The organism is Rathayibacter rubneri, assembly GCF_023743255.1.
In the GTDB taxonomy this organism is placed as follows: Bacteria; Actinomycetota; Actinomycetes; order Actinomycetales; family Microbacteriaceae; genus Rathayibacter; species Rathayibacter rubneri.
Map to the genome: position 1 here is coordinate 18678 of NZ_JAMRYM010000011.1, position 17316 is coordinate 35993.

A 17316-nucleotide genomic window follows, 5' to 3' on the forward strand; every position below is an offset into this window, starting at 1 on the left:
GTCGGTACCATGGTCCCGCCCCGCGCCAGCGGGCGGAGACGGAGGAGCACCATGCGCGTCGGCGTGATCGGAGGCGGCCAGCTCGCCAGGATGATGATCCCCGAGGCCGTCGAGCTCGGGATCGAGATCGCCGTGCTCGCCGAGACCGAGGGAGCCCCCGCGGCGCTCGCCGCGACGCAGGTGGGCGACTACCGCGACGAGGCCACGGTGCTGGCGTTCGCCGAGACGGTCGACGTCGTGACGTTCGACCACGAGCACGTGCCCCAGCCGATCCTGCGCGAGCTCGTCGCCCGCGGGATCGCCGTGCACCCCGGTCCCGACGCCCTCCTCTACGCGCAGGACAAGCTGCTCATGCGCCGCAGGCTCGCCGACCTCGGCCTCCCGGTCCCCGACTGGGCCGAGGTCTCGTCGGCCGACGAGCTGGCGGCGTTCCTCGCCGATCACGGCGGCCGCGCCGTCGTCAAGACCGCGCGCGGCGGCTACGACGGCAAGGGGGTGCGCGTCGTCCGCGGCGCGGCGGAGGCCGACGACTGGTTCGAGGCGCTCGCCGAGGACGGCCGGGGCGGCTCGCTCCTGGTCGAGGAGTTGGTCGAGTTCCGCCGCGAGCTCGCGCAGCTCATCGCCCGCCGGCCCTCCGGCGAGACCATGCTCTGGCCGGTGGTCGAGTCGGTCCAGCGCGACGGGGTCTGCGCCGAGGTCTTCGCGCCCGCCCCGGCGTCGGCCGGTCGCGTGGCGGCGGCCGCCGCCGAGATCGCCGAGTCGATCGCCGAGCGCCTGGACGTCACCGGGGTCCTCGCCGTCGAGCTCTTCGAGACGACGGACGACCGCATCCTCGTGAACGAGCTGGCGATGCGCCCGCACAACAGCGGGCACTGGACCATGGACGGATCGACGACCTCGCAGTTCGAGCAGCACCTGCGCGCGGTCCTCGACCTGCCGCTAGGGGCGACGGGCTGCCGGGACCCGTGGACCGTCATGGTGAACGTGCTCGGCGGGCCGGTGGGGGAGTCCCTCACCGATCGCTACCCGCGCGTCCTCGCCGAGCACCCGGGCGTGAAGGTGCACAACTACTCCAAGCAGCCGCGCCCCGGCCGCAAGGTCGGCCACGTGAACGCGACCGGGGACGAGCTCGAGAGCGTCGTCTACGAGGCGCGAGCCGCGGCGGCGCTTCTCACCGACTGACACGTACCATGGTGGCCGTGACGAGCCGACTGACGACCCCCGCCCCCGCCGGAGACCCCACGTGAGCGCGGACGCGCTCGTGAACGGTTCCGCGCCCGTCGTCGGCGTCGTCATGGGCTCCGACTCCGACTGGTCCGTGATGCAGGCCGCCTCGACGACCCTGTCCGAGTTCGGCGTGGCCCACGAGGTCCGGGTCGTCTCGGCGCACCGCACCCCGGAGGCGATGATCGCCTACGGTCGCGACGCCCGGGCGCGCGGCCTGAAGGCGATCATCGCGGGCGCGGGCGGTGCCGCGCACCTGCCCGGCATGCTCGCGGCGGTGACTCCGCTGCCCGTGATCGGCGTGCCGGTGCCTCTCGCCCGGCTCGACGGCCTCGACTCCCTCCTCTCGATCGTGCAGATGCCCGCCGGCGTCCCCGTCGCGACCGTCTCCATCGGCGGGGCCCGCAACGCGGGGCTGCTCGCCGTCAAGATCCTCGCCACGGCCGACGGCGCTCTCTCCGAGAAGCTCGTCGCGTTCGCCGCGGACCTCGAGACCCAGGTCGCCGCGAAGAACGACGCCCTGGTGGCGAGCCTGTGACGGCGGTGTCCCTGCCGCTGCGCCATCCGGACGTGCGGTCCAGCACGTTCATGACGCGCCGGGCCTGGTGGCTGCTGGTCGGCAACTTCCTGGTGCCCGGCTCCGCCCAGGTCCTCGCGGGGAACCGTCGGCTCGGCCGGCTCGGGCTCGCGTTCACCCTCGCGCTGTGGACCGCTCTGCTGGTCGCGCTCGCCCTCTACTTCGTCTTCCCGACGGGGCTCTACACCCTCGCGACGTTCGATCTGTCGATGCTGGCGCTCCAGGCGGCGCTCGTGATCTACGCGGTCGTCTGGCTCGTGCTGACCCTCGACACCCTGCGGCTCATCCGCGTCGTCCGCGTGCGACCGAGGATGCGCGGCGTGCTCGCGTTCGCGACGGTCGCGCTGCTGGCCGTCTCGGTCGGCACGGCCGGAGTCGGCACCTACCTGCTCGGCGTCACGCGCGGCACGCTCTCGTCGATCTTCGGCGGGGGCGCGATGGAGGCCCCGGTCGACGGCCGGTACAACATCATGCTGCTCGGCGGCGACGCCGGCGAGGACCGCGAGGGCCTGCGTCCGGACAGCGTCTCGGTCGTCAGCCTCGACGCGTCCACCGGCGAGGCGACGATCATCGGCCTTCCCCGCGACTTCCACAACATCCCGTTCCCGGACGGGAGCCCGATGCACCAGCTCTACCCGGACGGCTACAACACCGACAACTGCAACGTCGACGTCTGCCAGCTCAACTCCATCTACACCGAGGTCGAGCTGAAGAACGCCGAGCTCTACCCGGACGCGGTCGCCGAGGGGAGCGAGCCCGGCATCGAGGCGATGCGCGACGCCGTCGAGGGGATCCTCGACCTCCCCGTGCAGTACTACGCGCTCATCGACATGGAGGGCTTCGCGCAGCTCATCGACGCGCTGGGCGGGATCGACGTCACGTACGCGGGTCCGGATCCGCTGCCGCTGGGCGGTCTGCCCGACTCCGACGGCGTCATGCAGGGTGTCAACCAGTGGATCGACCCGGGCGACTGGCACTTCAACGGCGAGCAGGCGCTCGCCTACGCCCGCTCCCGCTACACGACGAGCGACTACGACCGGATGAACCGGCAGCGGCAGGTGCAGGAGGCGCTGCTGCGCCAGTTCGAGCCGGCGAACGTGCTCTCGAAGTTCCAGGACGTGGCCGCGGCGGGATCCCAGGTCATCAAGACCGACGTGCCGCAGGGGATGCTGGGCTACTTCGTGCAGCTGGGGCTCAAGACCAAGGGCCTGCCGGTCTCCGCCGTCGAGATGGTGCCGCCGGCGATCGATCCGACGGACCCGGACTACGACCTCGTGCACTCGATGGTGCGTGAGGCGCTGTTCCCCGACTCCGGGGAGTAGCCCTGGCGCTCGGCCCGCCGCGGGCCGTCAGATCTCGGCGTGCAGCGCCCAGACGCGCTCGGCGGAGTCGCGCCAGCTGAAGGCGCGCGCGCGGTCGCGACCGGCGATCGACAACCGCTCGCGCAGCGCGGTGTCGGCGAGCACGCTGCTCATCGCGAGGGCGAGGCGCTCGGGGTAGTCCTTGGCGACGGCGCGCTCCACGGCCACTCCGGCGTCGGCTGCGACCTCGAGCAGAGCGGGGTCGTCCGAGTGGATCACCGGCACGCCGAAGTGCATCGCCTCGAGCACCGGGAGGCCGAAGCCCTCCGCGATGCTCGGGTAGACGAACAGCGTCGCGCGGGCCAGGACCACGGCGAGATCGGCGTCGCTCAGCACGCCGAGGGCGCGCACCCGGTGCTCGTCCAGCCCCTGCTCGTCGGCGACGGAGGCGATGTCGAGCTCGCCCCAGCCGGTCGGCCCGACGATCAGGAGGGGGATCAGCGGGGCGGAGGCGCCCTGGAACGCCGTGATCAGAGAGACGAGGCCCTTGCGGGGCTCGAGGGTCCCGACGCTCAGGACGTACTCGTCCGGCAGCCCGAGAGCCGCGGCGCGCTCGTCGGCGTCGTCGGGCAGCACGAGAGCGGAGCCGACGGCCCCGCCGATCACGCGCAGCCGGTCGCCGAAGTCGAGGACCTCCGACAGCTGCTGGGCGACCGCGTGGGTGGGCACGACGACGGCGTCGGCGTGCTTGCGCGCCCGCTTCGCCATGGCGCGGTGCCATTTCGCGCCGTGCGGCGTCAGCGTCTCGGGATGCGTCCACGGCACGGTGTCGTGGATGGTCACGGCGATCTGCTCGCCCTCGCGGCCCTCGTGGCTCCGCAGCGGTGCGAACAGGCTGGGCGCGTGCAGCATGCCGCCGCCGGCCGGGATGCCGATGCCGTACTGCCACGCGCGCGAGAGCTCGCGCCGTCCGAGGTGGAGCCGGTGGATGCGGGCGAGACCGGGGAGGCGCTGCCGCAGCTCCTCCTCCTTCTCGGGCGGATGGGCCGAGACCACGGCCTCGACCTCGCAGTCGCGCGGAGCGGTCGCGATGAGCTCGCGGGTCAGCTCCTCGGTGTACCGGCCGATGCCGCCCGGGACGCGGGCGAGCATCTGGTCGACGACCACGCGGAGGACGGTGGTCACGGGGTGACCGCCTCGAGGGGAGCCGACGCGAGGGCGTCCTCCCACGAGCGCAGCGGAGCGAGACCCGCGCGGGTCCAGGCGTCGTGCCCGAGGACGGAGTAGGCCGGGCGAGGGGCGGGGCGCACGAAGCTGCCGCTGTCGGTCGGTCGGATCCGCTCGGGATCCAGTCCGGCCTTCTCGAAGACGGCGCGGGCGAAGCCGTACCAGGTCGTCTCGCCGGAGTTGGTGCCGTGGTAGACACCGGCGGGCGCGGCGGAGTCGACGAGCTCGACGAGCCTCGCGGCGAGGTCGCCGGTCCAGGTCGGCTGGCCGCGCTGGTCGTCGACGACGGTCAGGGTCTCGTGCGAGCCGGCGAGGCGCACCATGGTCTTCGCGAAGTTGCCGCCGTGCGCCCCGTAGAGCCAGGCCGTGCGGACCACGTAGCCGCGCGCCGGGTTCGCCGCGAGCACGAGCTCCTCGCCCTCGGCCTTGGTGCGGCCGTACGCCGAGATCGGCTCGCGCGGGTGGTCCTCGCGGTACGGGCTCGTCGCGGAGCCGTCGAAGACGTAGTCGGTCGAGACCTGCACGATCGCCGCGCCGATCTCGGCGGCGGCGAGGGCGAGGTTCTGCGCACCGAGCGCGTTGACCCGGCGCGCCTCCTCCTCGTCGCTCTCGGCGTCGTCGACGCGGGTGTAGGCGGCGCAGTTCAGGACCGCGTCGTGCCCCGCGACCGCGGCGCGCACGGCGTCGAGATCGGTGACGTCGAGGTCGCGGCGGCCGAGGGCCGTGACGGGTCGGTCGCCGAGTGCGGAACGGAGGTCGGTGCCGAGCATGCCGGAGGCGCCCGTGAGGAGGAAGGTCACCCGTTCATCATGCCGGAGGCGCCGTCCGGCGAGGAGGGGGCGCACCGCGGCCGGCGCGACGGTGCCCCCGCACGGGCGTCGCGTCCTGGAAACACGCGCTCGTTACACTGGCCCCCGTGCAGATCCGCGAACTCGACATCCCCGACGTCTATGAGATCACTCCGCGTCAGTTCCCCGACGACCGGGGGGTGTTCTTCGAGTTCTACCGCTTCGACCACCTGGCCGAGAAGGTCGGCCACCCGCTCTCGCTGAAGCAGGGCAACACCTCCGTGTCCAAGCGCGGCACCGTGCGGGGCATCCACTTCGCGCAGATCCCGCCGTCGCAGGCGAAGTACGTCTCGTGCTTCTCGGGCGCCGTGCTCGACTACGTGGTCGACATCCGCGTCGGATCGCCCACCTTCGGCCAGTACGAGACGATCCTGCTGGACGACGTCGACCGCCGCTCCGTCTACATCTCCGAGGGGATCGGGCACGCGTTCGTCGCCCTGACCGAGGGCGCCGTGGTCTCGTACCTGGTGAACTCGACCTTCGACCCGGTGCGCGAGAAGGGGATCGACCCGCTCGACGAGCAGATCGGCCTCCGCTTCCCCACCGAGGCGGGGGAGCTGCTGCTCTCGCCCAAGGACACCGACGCTCCGACCCTGGCCGAGGCCGAGGCGCAGGGCATCCTGCCGACCTGGGACGAGGCTCGCGCCTACTACTCCGGGCTCGACGAGCAGGAGGCGGGTCGATGAAGGGGATCGTGCTGGCGGGTGGGTCGGGGTCGCGGTTGTGGCCGATCACGAAGGGCATCTCGAAGCAGTTGATGCCGATCTACGACAAGCCGATGATCTACTACCCGTTGTCGACGTTGATGATGGCGGGGATCGATGAGGTCCTGGTGATCACGACTCCGGAGTACAACGATCAGTTCCGTGCTCTGCTGGGCGACGGGTCGAGTCTGGGGATGTCGATCTCGTATGCGGTGCAGGAGTCGCCGGACGGGTTGGCGCAGGCGTTCCTGATCGGTGAGGACTTCATCGGCGGCGATTCGGTCGCTCTGGTGCTGGGGGACAACATCTTCCACGGGACGGCGTTGGGGACGGCGTTGGCGGCGAACACGGACATCGAGGGTGCGGTGATCTTCGCGTATCAGGTCGCGGATCCGCGTGCGTACGGGGTGGTGGAGTTCGATGACGAGTTCCGTGCTCTGTCGATCGAGGAGAAGCCCCAGTCGCCGAAGAGCAACTACGCGGTCCCGGGTCTGTACTTCTACGACAACGACGTGGTCGCGATCGCGAAGACGATCGAGCCGTCGGCTCGGGGGGAGTTGGAGATCTCGACGATCAACGAGCGGTATCTCGAGTCGGGTCGGTTGAACGTGCAGGTCCTGGACCGTGGGACGGCGTGGTTGGACACGGGGACGTTCGACTCGATGATCGAGGCGACGGAGTTCGTGCGGGTGATCGAGCAGCGTCAGGGGTTCAAGATCGGCTGCATCGAGGAGATCGCCTGGCGCAACTCCTGGATCGACGACACCCGACTCGGAGAACTCGCGGCCCCGCTCGTGAAGAGCGGCTACGGCGCCTACCTCAAGCGGCTCCTCGAACTCGGGCGCTGACGCGCCGAGCGCCTCCGCTCCGCCTCAGCGGTGAGGGCGGAGGCGCATCAGCGCCACCCGGGCGAGCAGCCCGATGCGCACCCCGAGACGCACCGGCGCCAGATACCAGGCGTCGTACTTCTGCGCCAGGTAGAGGTAGGCGCTGCGGTGGTGCACCGCGAGCATGCGCGCCGACGCGAGCCGCGTCGAGTGGCCGCCGAGGTGCGAGACCAGGGCGTCCGCCAGGTAGAGGTTCGTCCAGCCGAGTCGGCCGAGCGAGTCGCCCAGCTGCACGTCCTCGAAGTACATGAAGTAGCGCTCGTCGAAGCCGCCGATCTGCTCGAACGCGGTGCGGCGCACCATCACGCAGGCGCCCGAGAGCCAGCCCGCGGTCATGCTCCCGTGCTCGAGGGTGCCGACCGCTCGGGAGCGGCGGTACCGGGCCGACCACGGATTGCCGGGCCAGACGTGCGCGAAGAGGGCGTGGCCGACTCCGGTGCGCAGCGACGGCAGAGCCCGCGCCGACGGGTACACGGTGCCGTCCGAATCGAGGATGCGCGGGCCGATCGAGCCGATCCGGGAGTCGGCGGAGGCCGCGGCGTAGAGAGCGTCGATCGAGCCGGGGAGGAACACGGTGTCCGGGTTCGTCACCAGGATCCACTCGAACTCCGGACCCAGGCGGTCGACGGCGTAGTTCACGGCCTTGCCGTAGCCGAGGTTCTCGCCCGTCTCGTGGAACACGACCTCGGGACGCCGCTCGACGACCCGGCGCACCGAGTCGTCGGTCGTCGCGTTGTCCACGACCACGACGTGCACGTCGTGCTCGGTCGCCTCCGGGATCGACTCGAGGCACGCGCGCAGGACCTCACCCGAGAAGTGGGTGACCACGACCACCGCGATGGGCAACGTCGAGCGGGCGATGGGAGCCTCCGGGGATGCGGCGTCGACGGGCGAAGGCTCCGTCGGAAGAACCTGACGAGGCTAGCACGGGGCCCGAGAAGCGCCCCTGAGCCTCAGCGGGAGACGTCGAGGGGCTCGACGGCGACGGCCACGGCGGCCGGTGAGACGGTCTCGAGAGCGGGCACCGGCGGCGTCGAGGAGGCGCGGAACACGACGAACTTGTACATGCAGAAGTTCCAGATCAGACCGACGAACACCGCGAACGCCTTGGCGACGTTGATCGCGAGGAACGCGTTCTCGCCCGAGCTGGGCAGGAAGAGCAGGGAGTTGCCGAAACGGGTGTCGAAGAACACCTCGAACCCCCAGATGACGACCGACTGCAGGACCAGCGAGCTGAATCCCGTGGCAGCGAAGAACTTGGCGAAGGTCGACCACGTGATGCGACCCGGGTGGCGGAACACGAAGAAGTGGTTGAGCGCGTACGAGATCGTGATGCCCAGGAGCACCGAGAAGACGTTCGCGACCAGGGTCGGCAGGTGCAGCAGCAGGATCAGCGCATTGAGGACGAGGAAGTCGAGCGCGGTGTTGGTGCACCCCGCCAGGAGGAAGCGCACCTTCTGCGAATCGAGCACGCGACGCGCACCGCGCGCACCGGTGCCGCGCCCCTCGGCGCGGCCGGCCCGGGCGGTGCTCCTTCGAGCACTGCGTTCCGGTTCGCGGCGAAGCATGTGCGGGGTGTCCTCCGGACTCGTCTCCATCGGCTCGGACGAACACGACGGATCCGACACTACGCACTGGATCTGAAGAGTGACCCCCTCGGAGGCGAACCGCGTCTGAGAAGTCGTTCCGCGGACATCCACTCGGCGGAAGGGCCGCGGAAGCGCTGATAATGTTCGGCTGCCCGCGTCCACCGCCGCCGCCGTCCCGGTACGAATCGGATCCTGATGCTCTCGCTGACACTCGTCATCCCCACCTACAACGAAGCCGCCGACATCGGCGAGCTCCTCCGACGGCTCGCGGAGGTCGCCTCCCGGGAGGCGGACACCGACGTGCGCGTGGTCGTGGTCGACGACTCGTCGCCCGACGGAACCGCCGATCTGGCTCGCGAGGCCGGCGCGGGCCTCGTGTCCGACCGGTTCTCGGTCGAGGTGCTCGTCCGGGCCGAGAAGAAGGGCCTCGGAGCCGCCTACCTCTGGGCGTTCGAGCGGATCCTGTCCTCCGAGCACCCGCCCGACGCGATCCTGCAGATGGATGCCGACCTGTCGCACGACCCGAAGTACGTGGCGCGATTCCTCGAGGAGGTCCGCTCGGGAGCCGATCTGGTCGTCGCGTCGCGCTACGTCCGCGGCGGTGGCACGCCGGACTGGACCCTGGACCGCAAGCTGCTGAGCTGGGGCGGCAACATCTACACGCGACTGCTCCTGGGCTCCCGGCTCACGGACTGGACCGGCGGCTTCAACCTCTTCAGCACCGAGCTCCTGCGGCGCATCCACGTCGAGGACGTCGACGCGTCCGGGTACGGCTTCCAGATCGCCCTCAAGCACCGCGCCCTGCGCGAATCGAAGCGGACCAGGGAAGTGCCCATCGTCTTCGTCGACCGCACGCACGGCACCTCCAAGATCCCGCGCGACACCCTCGCGCGGAACCTCCTGCTGGTCCTGCGGCTCCGGTTCTCACGGCGGCGCTGATGGCGGAGCCGCTCGGAGGACGGTCCGGTACCGCCGGGGGACGCCGTGCGGCCGCCGGCCGGGAGGTGCTGGGCCTCGTCGTCGTCACCGCGGCGGCCATCGCGACGCTCGCCGTGGTCGTCTCGGGTCCGTGGCGGTACTACGTGCTCTACGAGGGGGACTCGCTCGCGCTGCCGCTGCTGCTGCGCACCGACGTCGATCCGCTGCACTGGGTGATGACGAGCCAGATCTTCCTCTTCCCGGAGATCCCTCTCCACCTGCTCAGCCGGCTGCTCGGCGGATCCGTCGAGGGCTCGCTCCTCGTGAACGCGGTGCTGAACGTCGTCGTCCTCTACGCCCTCCTCCGCGCTCTCGCCTCGCTGGTCTCCCCGCGACGGCCGCAGGCGGTGGGCGGCGCCGTCGTCGCGACCCTCCTCCTGCTGGTGCTCGTGCTGACGGAGGGGCGGGCGCTCAACAACGAGGGCGCTCTCGCGACCACGTTCCTGCTGACGACGTACTACGGAGGGGTCGTCCTCTCGGGGCTGGCCTGCCTCGCCCTGGTGCTCCACGCGCTGCGCCGGCGGCGGGACGGCCGCTCCGTCGTCGTGCCCGTGCTGCTCACCCTCGTGATCGGCGCGCTCACGACCCTCTCGAATCCGCTGTTCGTGCTCGTGGTCGTCGCGCCGTGGCTGGCCTCGGTCGTCCTGCTCGCGCTGGCGCGCGTCGTTCCCGTGCGCGCGGCCGTGCTCCTCGCGGCGCCCGTGGCGGGCTCGGCCGTTCTCGGCTACGCGTCGCGCGGGCCGTTCGAGCGCTTCGTCGCCGTGGACGCGAGCACCTACCTCCATCTCGAGCGGATCCGCTTCGCCGCGGGGGCGCTCCGGCTGCAGGTGCAGTCGGTCGCGTCGACTCCGGCGGGCCTGCTCGAGCTCGTCCTGCTGGCGGTGCTGCTGCTGGTCGTCCCCGTCGTCGTCCTGCGCTCCGCGCGCCGGAGGGGGCAGGACGCGCATCCCGCCGCCGCGCTGCTCACCGTGTTCCCCGTCGTCGCGGCGCTGGCGATGCTGTCGGGGCAGGTGGTGACCGGGAGCACCGTCACGCGCTACCTCATGCCGGTCGCCGTGTTCGCCGTCCTGCCCGCGCTGGTGCTCGTCGCCAACGCGGCACCGAGGCCGCCGGGTCGCGGGGTGCGGCGTGCGGGAGCGGCGATCGCGGCGGTCGCCTCGCTCGTCGTCGCCGCACTGGCCCTGCCGCCCGTGGTGTCCGCGTCCGCCGGCACTCGGGACTCGTCGTCGGAGAGGTGCCTGACCGACTGGATCGGCGACCGCGAGGTGGCCGGCGTCGGGTCCTTCTGGACCGTGCGGCCCCTGCAGCTCTACGGCGATCCGCGCCTCGAGCTCGTCCAGGTGGACTTCGACTTCTCGGCGCAGCTCTGGATGAGCAACACCGACGACTACGAGCGCCGGCCCTTCACCTTCGTCCTCGCCGACCACGATCCCGACTGGGGAGTGCTGGCGACGCGGGCGCTCGGCGAGCCGGTCGCCGTCGTGCCCTGCGGGGAGTTCGACATCTACGATTACGAGGGCGGTCCCGGCGCGGCCGAGCTGAACCGCCTGGTCGGCGAGAGCATCGACCGGGCGAAGGAGGATCGTGACTTCTGACACGGCCGCCCCCCGTCTCCGTCGCTCCCGGCCGCTCCTCGTCGAGATCGCGTGGGCGGCAGGGGCCGCGGTGGTGTCGATCCTCGCCGCGGCACTCGCCCTGGGGCTCGATCCCGGCGCGCTGGCCCGCCGGTGGACGGCGGGCGGCGACGACCAGATCCTGCACTACCTGCTCTTCACCAGCGCGACGCAGACCTTCCCGTTCGCGACGAACGAGGCGCTGGGCTTCCCCGACGGCTTCAACGCCTTCTTCAGCACGCAGTTCGACCTGGCGAGCGCGCTGACGGTCTCGGTCCTCGGGATCGTGATCCCGAACGGGATCGTCCTGCTCAACACGTTCTACCTGCTGACGTTCGGCTCGGTCGGAGCCGCCGCCTACCCGTTCTTCCGGGTCCTAGGCGTGCGCCCCTGGCTCTCCGCCGGTCTGGCGGTCGTCTTCGCCCTCGCGCCGTACCACTTCCTCCGCGTCGCCTCGGGTCACGCCTTCCTCGCGAACTACTGGACGATCCCGCTCCTCGGGATCCTCGTGCTCGCCGCAGCGGGGGAGTCGACGGATCCGTTCCGCCGCTGGGCGCGCTCCGCGACGAGCCGGCGCTCGCTGCTGCTGCGGCGGTGGGCCGCCCCCGCCGTCGTCGCCCTGCTCATCGCGAGCGGCGGCGGCTACTACTACGTCTTCGCGGCCATCGTCGTCGGCGGCGTGTGGGGGATCGGCGCGGTCTCCCGCCTGGTCCGCGGGGGCGGGCTGCGCTCCGTGCTGGGGGGAGCGGCGCCCGTCGTCGCCCTCGCCGTCGTGATCGGCGCCGAGCTGCTCCTGCTCTCGCTGGGCTACGGAGAGCGCTACGCGCCGTACTTCGAGGGCAGGCGGATCGCGGAGTCGGAGCTGTACGCCGGCAAGTTCCTGCCGCTGCTGTTCCCCTGGGCCGCGACGGGGATCCCGAAGCTCGGCACGATCTCGGTCCTCTACTACGCGGAGTCCGGGTCGAGCCCGATGACGGAGCCACCGGGCCTGCCGCTGATCGCGTCGCTCGCCCTCGGGGTCCTCCTGGCGGCGCTGCCGGTCCTGGCACTGGGCGGTGCAGGACTGCGGCGCTCGGGCGTCGGACGCCTGCTCGACGACTCCCGCTTCCGCGTGCTGGCCGCGGCCACGCTCTGGACCCTGGCCTTCTACCTGCTCACGGGCCTCGGGATGGCGTTCGCCTTCCTCGTCGGCCCGACGATCCGCGCCTGGTCGCGCCTGAGCATCGTCCTGTGCCTTCTCGCGCTGGGCGCGCTCGCCCTGGCGCTCGAGCGGATGCGCCGGCGCTCCCTCGTCGTCGCGGCGAGCCTGCTCGCGCTCGTCGCGGTGGCCGATCAGCTCCTGGGCGTCCGCGAGGACCTGCCGGTGGGTCCCGTGGCGGACGACGAGGTGGTGCAGCTGGTCGACTCGGTCGACGCGGCTCTGCCCGACGGGTGCGGAGTCGTGCAGCTGCCGATCAAGAGCTTCCCCGACACCGGGTCGATCGGCGGCATGCGCGATTACGACGAGGCGCTGCCCTACCTCTACACCGACGACGCCTCGCTGCGCTGGAGCTACGGATCGATCGAGGGCACGACCGGCTTCGACGTGTGGGACGGCTCCGCATCACCGGCGTCGTTCGCCGCGGCGGTGCGCGGGAGCGGAGCGTGCGCTGTCCTCGTCGACACCGCGGCGTACCCCGAGGACGCGGACGCCTGGAAGTCGCTGGTCGGCGCCGTCTCGCCGGACCTGGACCCCGAGGTGGCCTCGAGTGCCGGCCGGTGGCTCCTCTTCGAGGTTCCCCCGCGCAGCTGACGCGCCGAGGCGGGCGCCGGCCGTCTGCGCGGCTGGGGTCCGCGCGGCTTGGGTCAGCGGACGACGACCGACAGCGAGAAGGTCAGGACCCAGAGCAGGCCGAGCACGAGCAGCGGCTTGTCGCCGAGGACCGTGTCCTCCGGCGAGCCGGCCTCGGCGCGGTCGATCTCGTAGGCGTAGCGCAGGAGGGCGACGGCGAAGGGGATGATCGAGATCGTCGTCCACGCCACCGCCGAGTCCGGCGCGGAGAGCTCGAAGGCCCAGAGCGTGTAGGCCACAAGGGCGACTCCGGCGGCCGTCTGCCAGACGAAGCGGAGGTAGCCCGGGCTGTACGCGGCGAGGCTGCGGCGCGTCTCGCTCGAGCCCTCGAGCTGCCGCTTCTCGGAGTAGCGCTTGCCCGCCACCATGAAGAGGGACCCGAAGGCGGTCACGAGCAGGAACCACTGCGACGGGGTGACGTCGGTGGCGAGCCCGCCGGCGACGGCGCGGATGAGGAAGCCGCTCGAGACGATGACCAGGTCGAGCACGACCACGTGCTTCAGCCAGACGCAGTAGCTGACCTGCAGTGCGATGTAGAGGATCACGATCGTGAAGAACCCGAAGGTCCCGTAGACCAGCGCCAGCACGGGCGCGAGGATCACGAGCACCACGAACGCGACCCACGCGAGCGGGACCGGCAGGCGGCCCGAGGCGATCGGGCGGAAGCGCTTCTTCGGGTGCGCCCGGTCGGCCTCGACGTCGAGCAGGTCGTTCAGGAGGTAGATCGCCGAGGAGGCGAGGCACATCACGACGAAGGCGATCGCGACCCGCAGCAGCACGGGCGGCTGCAGGAGGATCCCCGCTGCCAGCGGGGCGGCGATCACGAGGATGTTCTTCACCCATTGGCGGGGACGCAGGCCGGCGATGAGACTCGTGAGCATGTGAGGGGTTCCTGAGACGGGGCGGAGGCCGCGTGAGCGGGACGAGAGGGCCGATCCGAACGGACGACACCGACACCCTAGCCGCAGCCGGCGACGGCGGTCGGCGGACGCGGCTTGCTAGGATCGTCGCCGCCGTCGCCCGCAACGGCTCAGCCCGGTCGCCGCTCGGTCGCACCGCCTTCGGAGGGGATCCGCGCCCGCGTGTTCATCGGAATCATCGTCGCCCTGCTCGCGCTCGCGATCCTGTCGCTCCTCGGTCTCGCCGTGGTCCTGCTCCTGCCGCCGGCGGTGCGCGCGCAGGTCCTGCCGGCCGCGCCGATCCTGGGAATCGCGCTCGCCGTCTGCTACCTGCACCTGCACTCGCTCGTCGCCGGGACGGCCGTCGCGCCCTGGGTGCTCCCGATCCTCGCGGTGGTGCTCGCCGTCCTCGGCGCTCGGGTGCACCGCTCCGTCTCCCTCGGCGGGCGCTCCGGCATCGGACGCGCCGTCACGGGCGTCCTCGCCTCGGCTGTCGCGATCCCTGTCGCGCTCATCCCCATGATCGGGACGGGCTCCTCGCGCTCGCTCCTGATGGGGTTGAGCAACGACGGCTACTACTACATCTCCACCGCGCGCTGGTTCTCGGAGAACGCCACCACGATCGTCCCCTCGATCGAGCAGGACCCCGTGGCGGGGGTGTCGGCGCCGAACGCCGGACCGGCGTCCGAGACGCTGTTCTTCTCGCTGCGGTACGGGCAGGAGCTCGTGCAGGGCTGGCTGTCGGGACTGACCGGCATCGACCTGACCGACGCCTTCACCGCGTGGACGGCGCTCTACATCGCGCTCATCGCCCTGGCGGCGTTCTCCCTCGCCCAGATCCTGCGGCTGCCCCCGGTGGCCGGTGTGATCGCGGCGCTCGCCGTCGCCACCTCGAACAACGTCCTGCACCAGTTCGTCGCGCAGAACGCCGACTCGCTCCTCGGCGGGTCCTTCGCGATCCTCTCGATCGGCCTCGTGTGGCGGGCCCTGGAGACGTCGGAGCACCGCGCCCCGTTCGTCGCACTGGCGGGCTTCGCGCTCGCGGGCCTCGCCGGCACCTACTCCGAGTACTTCTCCTTCGTCGTCGTGGTGCTGGGGCTGGTGACGCTCCTGCGCCCCGTCCGGGCCGTCCCGGGAGCCCTGCTGGGCGCGGTGGTCATCGCGCTCGCCTCGCTCGTCCTCAATCCCGTCGGCTGGGTCAGGACCGTCAGCAACGTCCTCAACATCGCCGCGGTCGCCGCCCCGCCGACGGAGCAGGGCGAGGACTACATCGTCGACACGGTCTTCGGCACCCTGGCCAGTGCCGGCGAGTTCGTCGGCCTGCACGGGTTCGCCCCGACCGGCCGCCTCTCGACGCTCCTGTCCTCGGCCACCGTCTGGGGCGTCGGGGTCGTCGTCGTCCTGGGACTCCTCGTCGCGGCCGTGCACCGCTCGACGGCCCGGGTGGGCCGGGCGGTGCTGATCGCGTCGGTCCTGCTCGCCTCCTACGGCGCGCTGCGGGGCTCGTCGTACTTCTTCCAGCGGATGATCGACGTCGTCAGCCCCTTCGTCGTCGCGGTGAGCGCCCTCGGCGTCGTGCTGCTGCTGGTCCCGCTGGTGCGGCGCGGGGGAGCCGCCCGGACCGTCGGCGCGGTCGCGCTCGGCGGGCTCTCCCTCGGCTGGGTCGCCGTGAACGGCGTCGCCTACGGGCAGCAGCTCATCCCGACCTGGGGCGAGCGCGAGATCAGCCCGGACTACCGCGAGGCGGGCGACTGGGTCGAGGCGCTGGACGACGGCGCCGACGTCACCGTGATGACGGGCGACCTGTTCCAGCAGATGTGGATCTCGGACGAGCTTCAGGACGAGCCGGACGTCGCCTACCCGAGTCTGCGCGGCGACCTCGGCTACCGCGGCGACCTCTCGATGTCCTCGTTCTGGAACGCGCGGGCGACCCGCTACCTGCTCGTGGGCACGGGCGCGCGCTACGCCGCCTCCGAGAGCGCCGTCCTCGAGCGCAACGGGACGTTCGTGCTCCTCGATCTCAGCGCCGGGAGCGCGGCGGCCGCGGTCAACACCTCGCCGGGCCCGGCGTGGAGCTACTTCGTCGACCCGAGCGAGCGGCTGTACGGAGGAGCCGGTGCGCGCATCGCCGTGGTCGGCAACACCGACGTCGAGCTCGGCCTCGCCGTGGTCAACCTCCCCGGGGTGGCGGAGGCCGGAGTCGACGTGGACTTCGACGGCGACGGCTGCTCCGCCGCGGGCGACGCCGCCCAGGTCACCGCCGCGGAGGTCTCGGCCGCCTCGGGCGTGTGCATCGTCGAGACGCTGGATCCGGCGAGCGCACCCGGACCGGACGTCCGCGTCGCGCTGGACGAGCTCACCCTGATCGGCGGCTGAGCGTGGCGCTCGCTCCTCGCACGACCGCGCTCGTCCTCCTCGCCGGAGCCGGCGTGGCGGGAGTGGCGACGTACGCGCTGGTGCTGATCGTCGCCGCGACGACCGGCGCGTCGGCCTACTCCGAGTTCTCGGTCTTCTGGTCGATGACCGTGATCGTGGCGCTCGGCGTCTTCCTCCCGCTCGAGCAGGAGACCTCGCGACTGGTCAGCACGGGCAGGCTCAGCGGGCCGGCGCCGGCGGTCATCGGGTCGATGCTCCGGCGCGGTCTCGTGCTCGCCCTCCTCGCCGCCGTCGTGAGCGCGGCGCTCTGGGCGGGTCTGGTGGGCTTCTCGGCCCGCTCGAGCGTCCTGTTCGGCGGCCTCGTCCTCAGCTACGCGGGATACGCCGTGCAGTTCTCGGTGCGCGGGCATCTCGCGGGAACCGGCCGTCGCGCGCTGTACGGAGCGGTCGTCGCGTCCGAGGGCGTCGCGCGGATCCTCCTCGCGCTCCTGGTCGCGCTGCTCCTGCCGGAGACGGCGGCGTTCACCGGTCTCGTCGCGGTCGCCGCCGCCGCGTCGGCGGTCCCGGCGCTGCTGGCGCTGAGGGGGGAGCGGGGCCGGCGAGCCCCGGCCGCGCGCACTCCGACCGGCGCCGAGGTGCGCCGCGGGCTGTCCCGCCTGGTCCTCGGCACCATCGTCCTGCAGCTCCTGCTCAACTCGCCGCCGCTGCTCGCCGCCGCGTTCTCGCCGGGAGCGCTCGCGGGCGCCGTGCTGTCCACGGTGACGCTGGCGCGCATCCCCGTCTTCGTGTACCAGTCGATCCAGTCGATGTACCTGCCGGTGGTCGCCGGGGCGATCCGCGAGGGGGACGGCCCCCGGGCGCGGCGCGCTGTCGCGACGGCGGTCGGCGCGGCCGCCGCGGTCGCAGTGCTCGTCACCGCGACGGCCTCGCTGCTGGGCCCCTGGGTCATGTCCGTGGCGTTCCCGGCGGTCGCCGCCCCGGACGCGGTCGGCATCGGCTCGATCGCCGCCGCCGTCTCGCTGCTCCTGGTCGCCCTCGTCGCCTCGGACGGCCTGGCCGCCCTGGGCGACCACGCCGCGCTCTCGGCCCACTGGCTGATCGGGGCCGTCGCCGGGGCGCTCGCCCTGCTGCTGCCCGTCGACGATGTCGTACGATCGGTACTCCCGCTCGCCGTCGGATCGGTTCTCGCAGGAGCGCTGCACCTCGTCCGGGTCGCGGCCATCACCCGGCGGCACCGACCGCAGTGATCCCGATCACGACCC

General features: G+C 72.0%; 15 protein-coding genes. 10 read left to right on the forward strand and 5 right to left on the reverse strand.

Annotated elements, in window-relative coordinates; genetic code table 11:
• Positions 1–51: 51 nt before the first annotated feature.
• From NB037_RS04910 to NB037_RS04920, 3 genes are all read left to right on the forward strand, one after another.
• The gene (locus tag NB037_RS04910; RefSeq protein ID WP_251944179.1) at positions 52–1182 is read left to right on the forward strand and encodes a 5-(carboxyamino)imidazole ribonucleotide synthase; all 1131 of its coding nucleotides are present in this window, start codon (positions 52–54) and stop codon (positions 1180–1182) included.
• A gap of 112 nt (positions 1183–1294) precedes the next feature.
• On the forward strand, positions 1295–1762 hold the full coding sequence (gene purE / locus NB037_RS04915) for a 5-(carboxyamino)imidazole ribonucleotide mutase (RefSeq protein ID WP_251944208.1): 468 nt from the start codon (positions 1295–1297) through the stop codon (positions 1760–1762).
• A 5-nt stretch (positions 1763–1767) separates the two neighbouring features.
• The gene (locus NB037_RS04920; protein ID WP_251944180.1) at positions 1768–3123 is read left to right on the forward strand and encodes an LCP family protein; all 1356 of its coding nucleotides are present in this window, start codon (positions 1768–1770) and stop codon (positions 3121–3123) included.
• 27 nt (positions 3124–3150) lie between these two features.
• Here the strand turns inward: NB037_RS04920 and NB037_RS04925 are convergent, their stop codons facing one another.
• The gene (locus tag NB037_RS04925; protein ID WP_251944181.1) at positions 3151–4287 is read right to left on the reverse strand and encodes a glycosyltransferase family 4 protein; all 1137 of its coding nucleotides are present in this window, start codon (positions 4285–4287) and stop codon (positions 3151–3153) included.
• The gene (gene rfbD, locus NB037_RS04930) at positions 4284–5129 is read right to left on the reverse strand and encodes a dTDP-4-dehydrorhamnose reductase (RefSeq protein WP_308202048.1); all 846 of its coding nucleotides are present in this window, start codon (positions 5127–5129) and stop codon (positions 4284–4286) included. Before rfbD ends, NB037_RS04925 begins: the two co-directional genes overlap by 4 nt.
• A gap of 116 nt (positions 5130–5245) precedes the next feature.
• Here rfbD and NB037_RS04935 point away from each other — a divergent pair, with 116 nt between their 5' ends.
• Both NB037_RS04935 and rfbA read left to right on the forward strand, forming a co-directional pair.
• Positions 5246–5863, forward strand: coding sequence for a dTDP-4-dehydrorhamnose 3,5-epimerase family protein (locus NB037_RS04935; protein WP_251944182.1), 618 nt, complete (start codon positions 5246–5248; stop codon positions 5861–5863).
• Complete coding sequence (rfbA, locus tag NB037_RS04940; protein WP_251944183.1) at positions 5860–6729, forward strand: glucose-1-phosphate thymidylyltransferase RfbA; 870 nt, start codon at positions 5860–5862, stop codon at positions 6727–6729. Before NB037_RS04935 ends, rfbA begins: the two co-directional genes overlap by 4 nt.
• A gap of 24 nt (positions 6730–6753) precedes the next feature.
• Here rfbA and NB037_RS04945 read toward each other — a convergent pair whose 3' ends face one another.
• Both NB037_RS04945 and NB037_RS04950 read right to left on the reverse strand, forming a co-directional pair.
• The gene (locus NB037_RS04945) at positions 6754–7614 is read right to left on the reverse strand and encodes a glycosyltransferase family 2 protein (RefSeq protein ID WP_251944184.1); all 861 of its coding nucleotides are present in this window, start codon (positions 7612–7614) and stop codon (positions 6754–6756) included.
• 107 nt (positions 7615–7721) lie between these two features.
• On the reverse strand, positions 7722–8336 hold the full coding sequence (locus tag NB037_RS04950) for a GtrA family protein (protein WP_251944185.1): 615 nt from the start codon (positions 8334–8336) through the stop codon (positions 7722–7724).
• Between the two features lie 216 nt (positions 8337–8552).
• On the opposite strand from NB037_RS04950, the gene NB037_RS04955 reads away from it, so the two are divergent.
• The 3 genes from NB037_RS04955 to NB037_RS04965 are packed head-to-tail and all read left to right on the forward strand — an operon-like array spanning position 8553 to position 12740.
• Positions 8553–9296: a polyprenol monophosphomannose synthase gene (locus NB037_RS04955; protein ID WP_251944186.1), complete on the forward strand. Its 744-nt coding sequence runs from the start codon at positions 8553–8555 to the stop codon at positions 9294–9296.
• Positions 9296–10930: a hypothetical protein gene (locus tag NB037_RS04960; protein WP_251944187.1), complete on the forward strand. Its 1635-nt coding sequence runs from the start codon at positions 9296–9298 to the stop codon at positions 10928–10930. Before NB037_RS04955 ends, NB037_RS04960 begins: the two co-directional genes overlap by 1 nt.
• Positions 10920–12740: a hypothetical protein gene (locus NB037_RS04965; RefSeq protein ID WP_251944188.1), complete on the forward strand. Its 1821-nt coding sequence runs from the start codon at positions 10920–10922 to the stop codon at positions 12738–12740. Before NB037_RS04960 ends, NB037_RS04965 begins: the two co-directional genes overlap by 11 nt.
• Positions 12741–12793: 53 nt before the next feature.
• Here the strand turns inward: NB037_RS04965 and NB037_RS04970 are convergent, their stop codons facing one another.
• Positions 12794–13660, reverse strand: a complete 867-nt coding sequence (locus tag NB037_RS04970) for a decaprenyl-phosphate phosphoribosyltransferase (RefSeq protein WP_251944189.1) — start codon at positions 13658–13660, stop codon at positions 12794–12796.
• A gap of 201 nt (positions 13661–13861) precedes the next feature.
• Here NB037_RS04970 and NB037_RS04975 point away from each other — a divergent pair, with 201 nt between their 5' ends.
• A complete protein-coding gene (locus NB037_RS04975) occupies positions 13862–16054 on the forward strand; it encodes a hypothetical protein (RefSeq protein ID WP_251944190.1) in 2193 nt (730 codons plus the stop codon).
• Between the two features lie 2 nt (positions 16055–16056).
• The gene (locus NB037_RS04980; protein WP_251944191.1) at positions 16057–17301 is read left to right on the forward strand and encodes a hypothetical protein; all 1245 of its coding nucleotides are present in this window, start codon (positions 16057–16059) and stop codon (positions 17299–17301) included.
• The last annotated feature ends 15 nt before the right edge of the window (positions 17302–17316 follow it).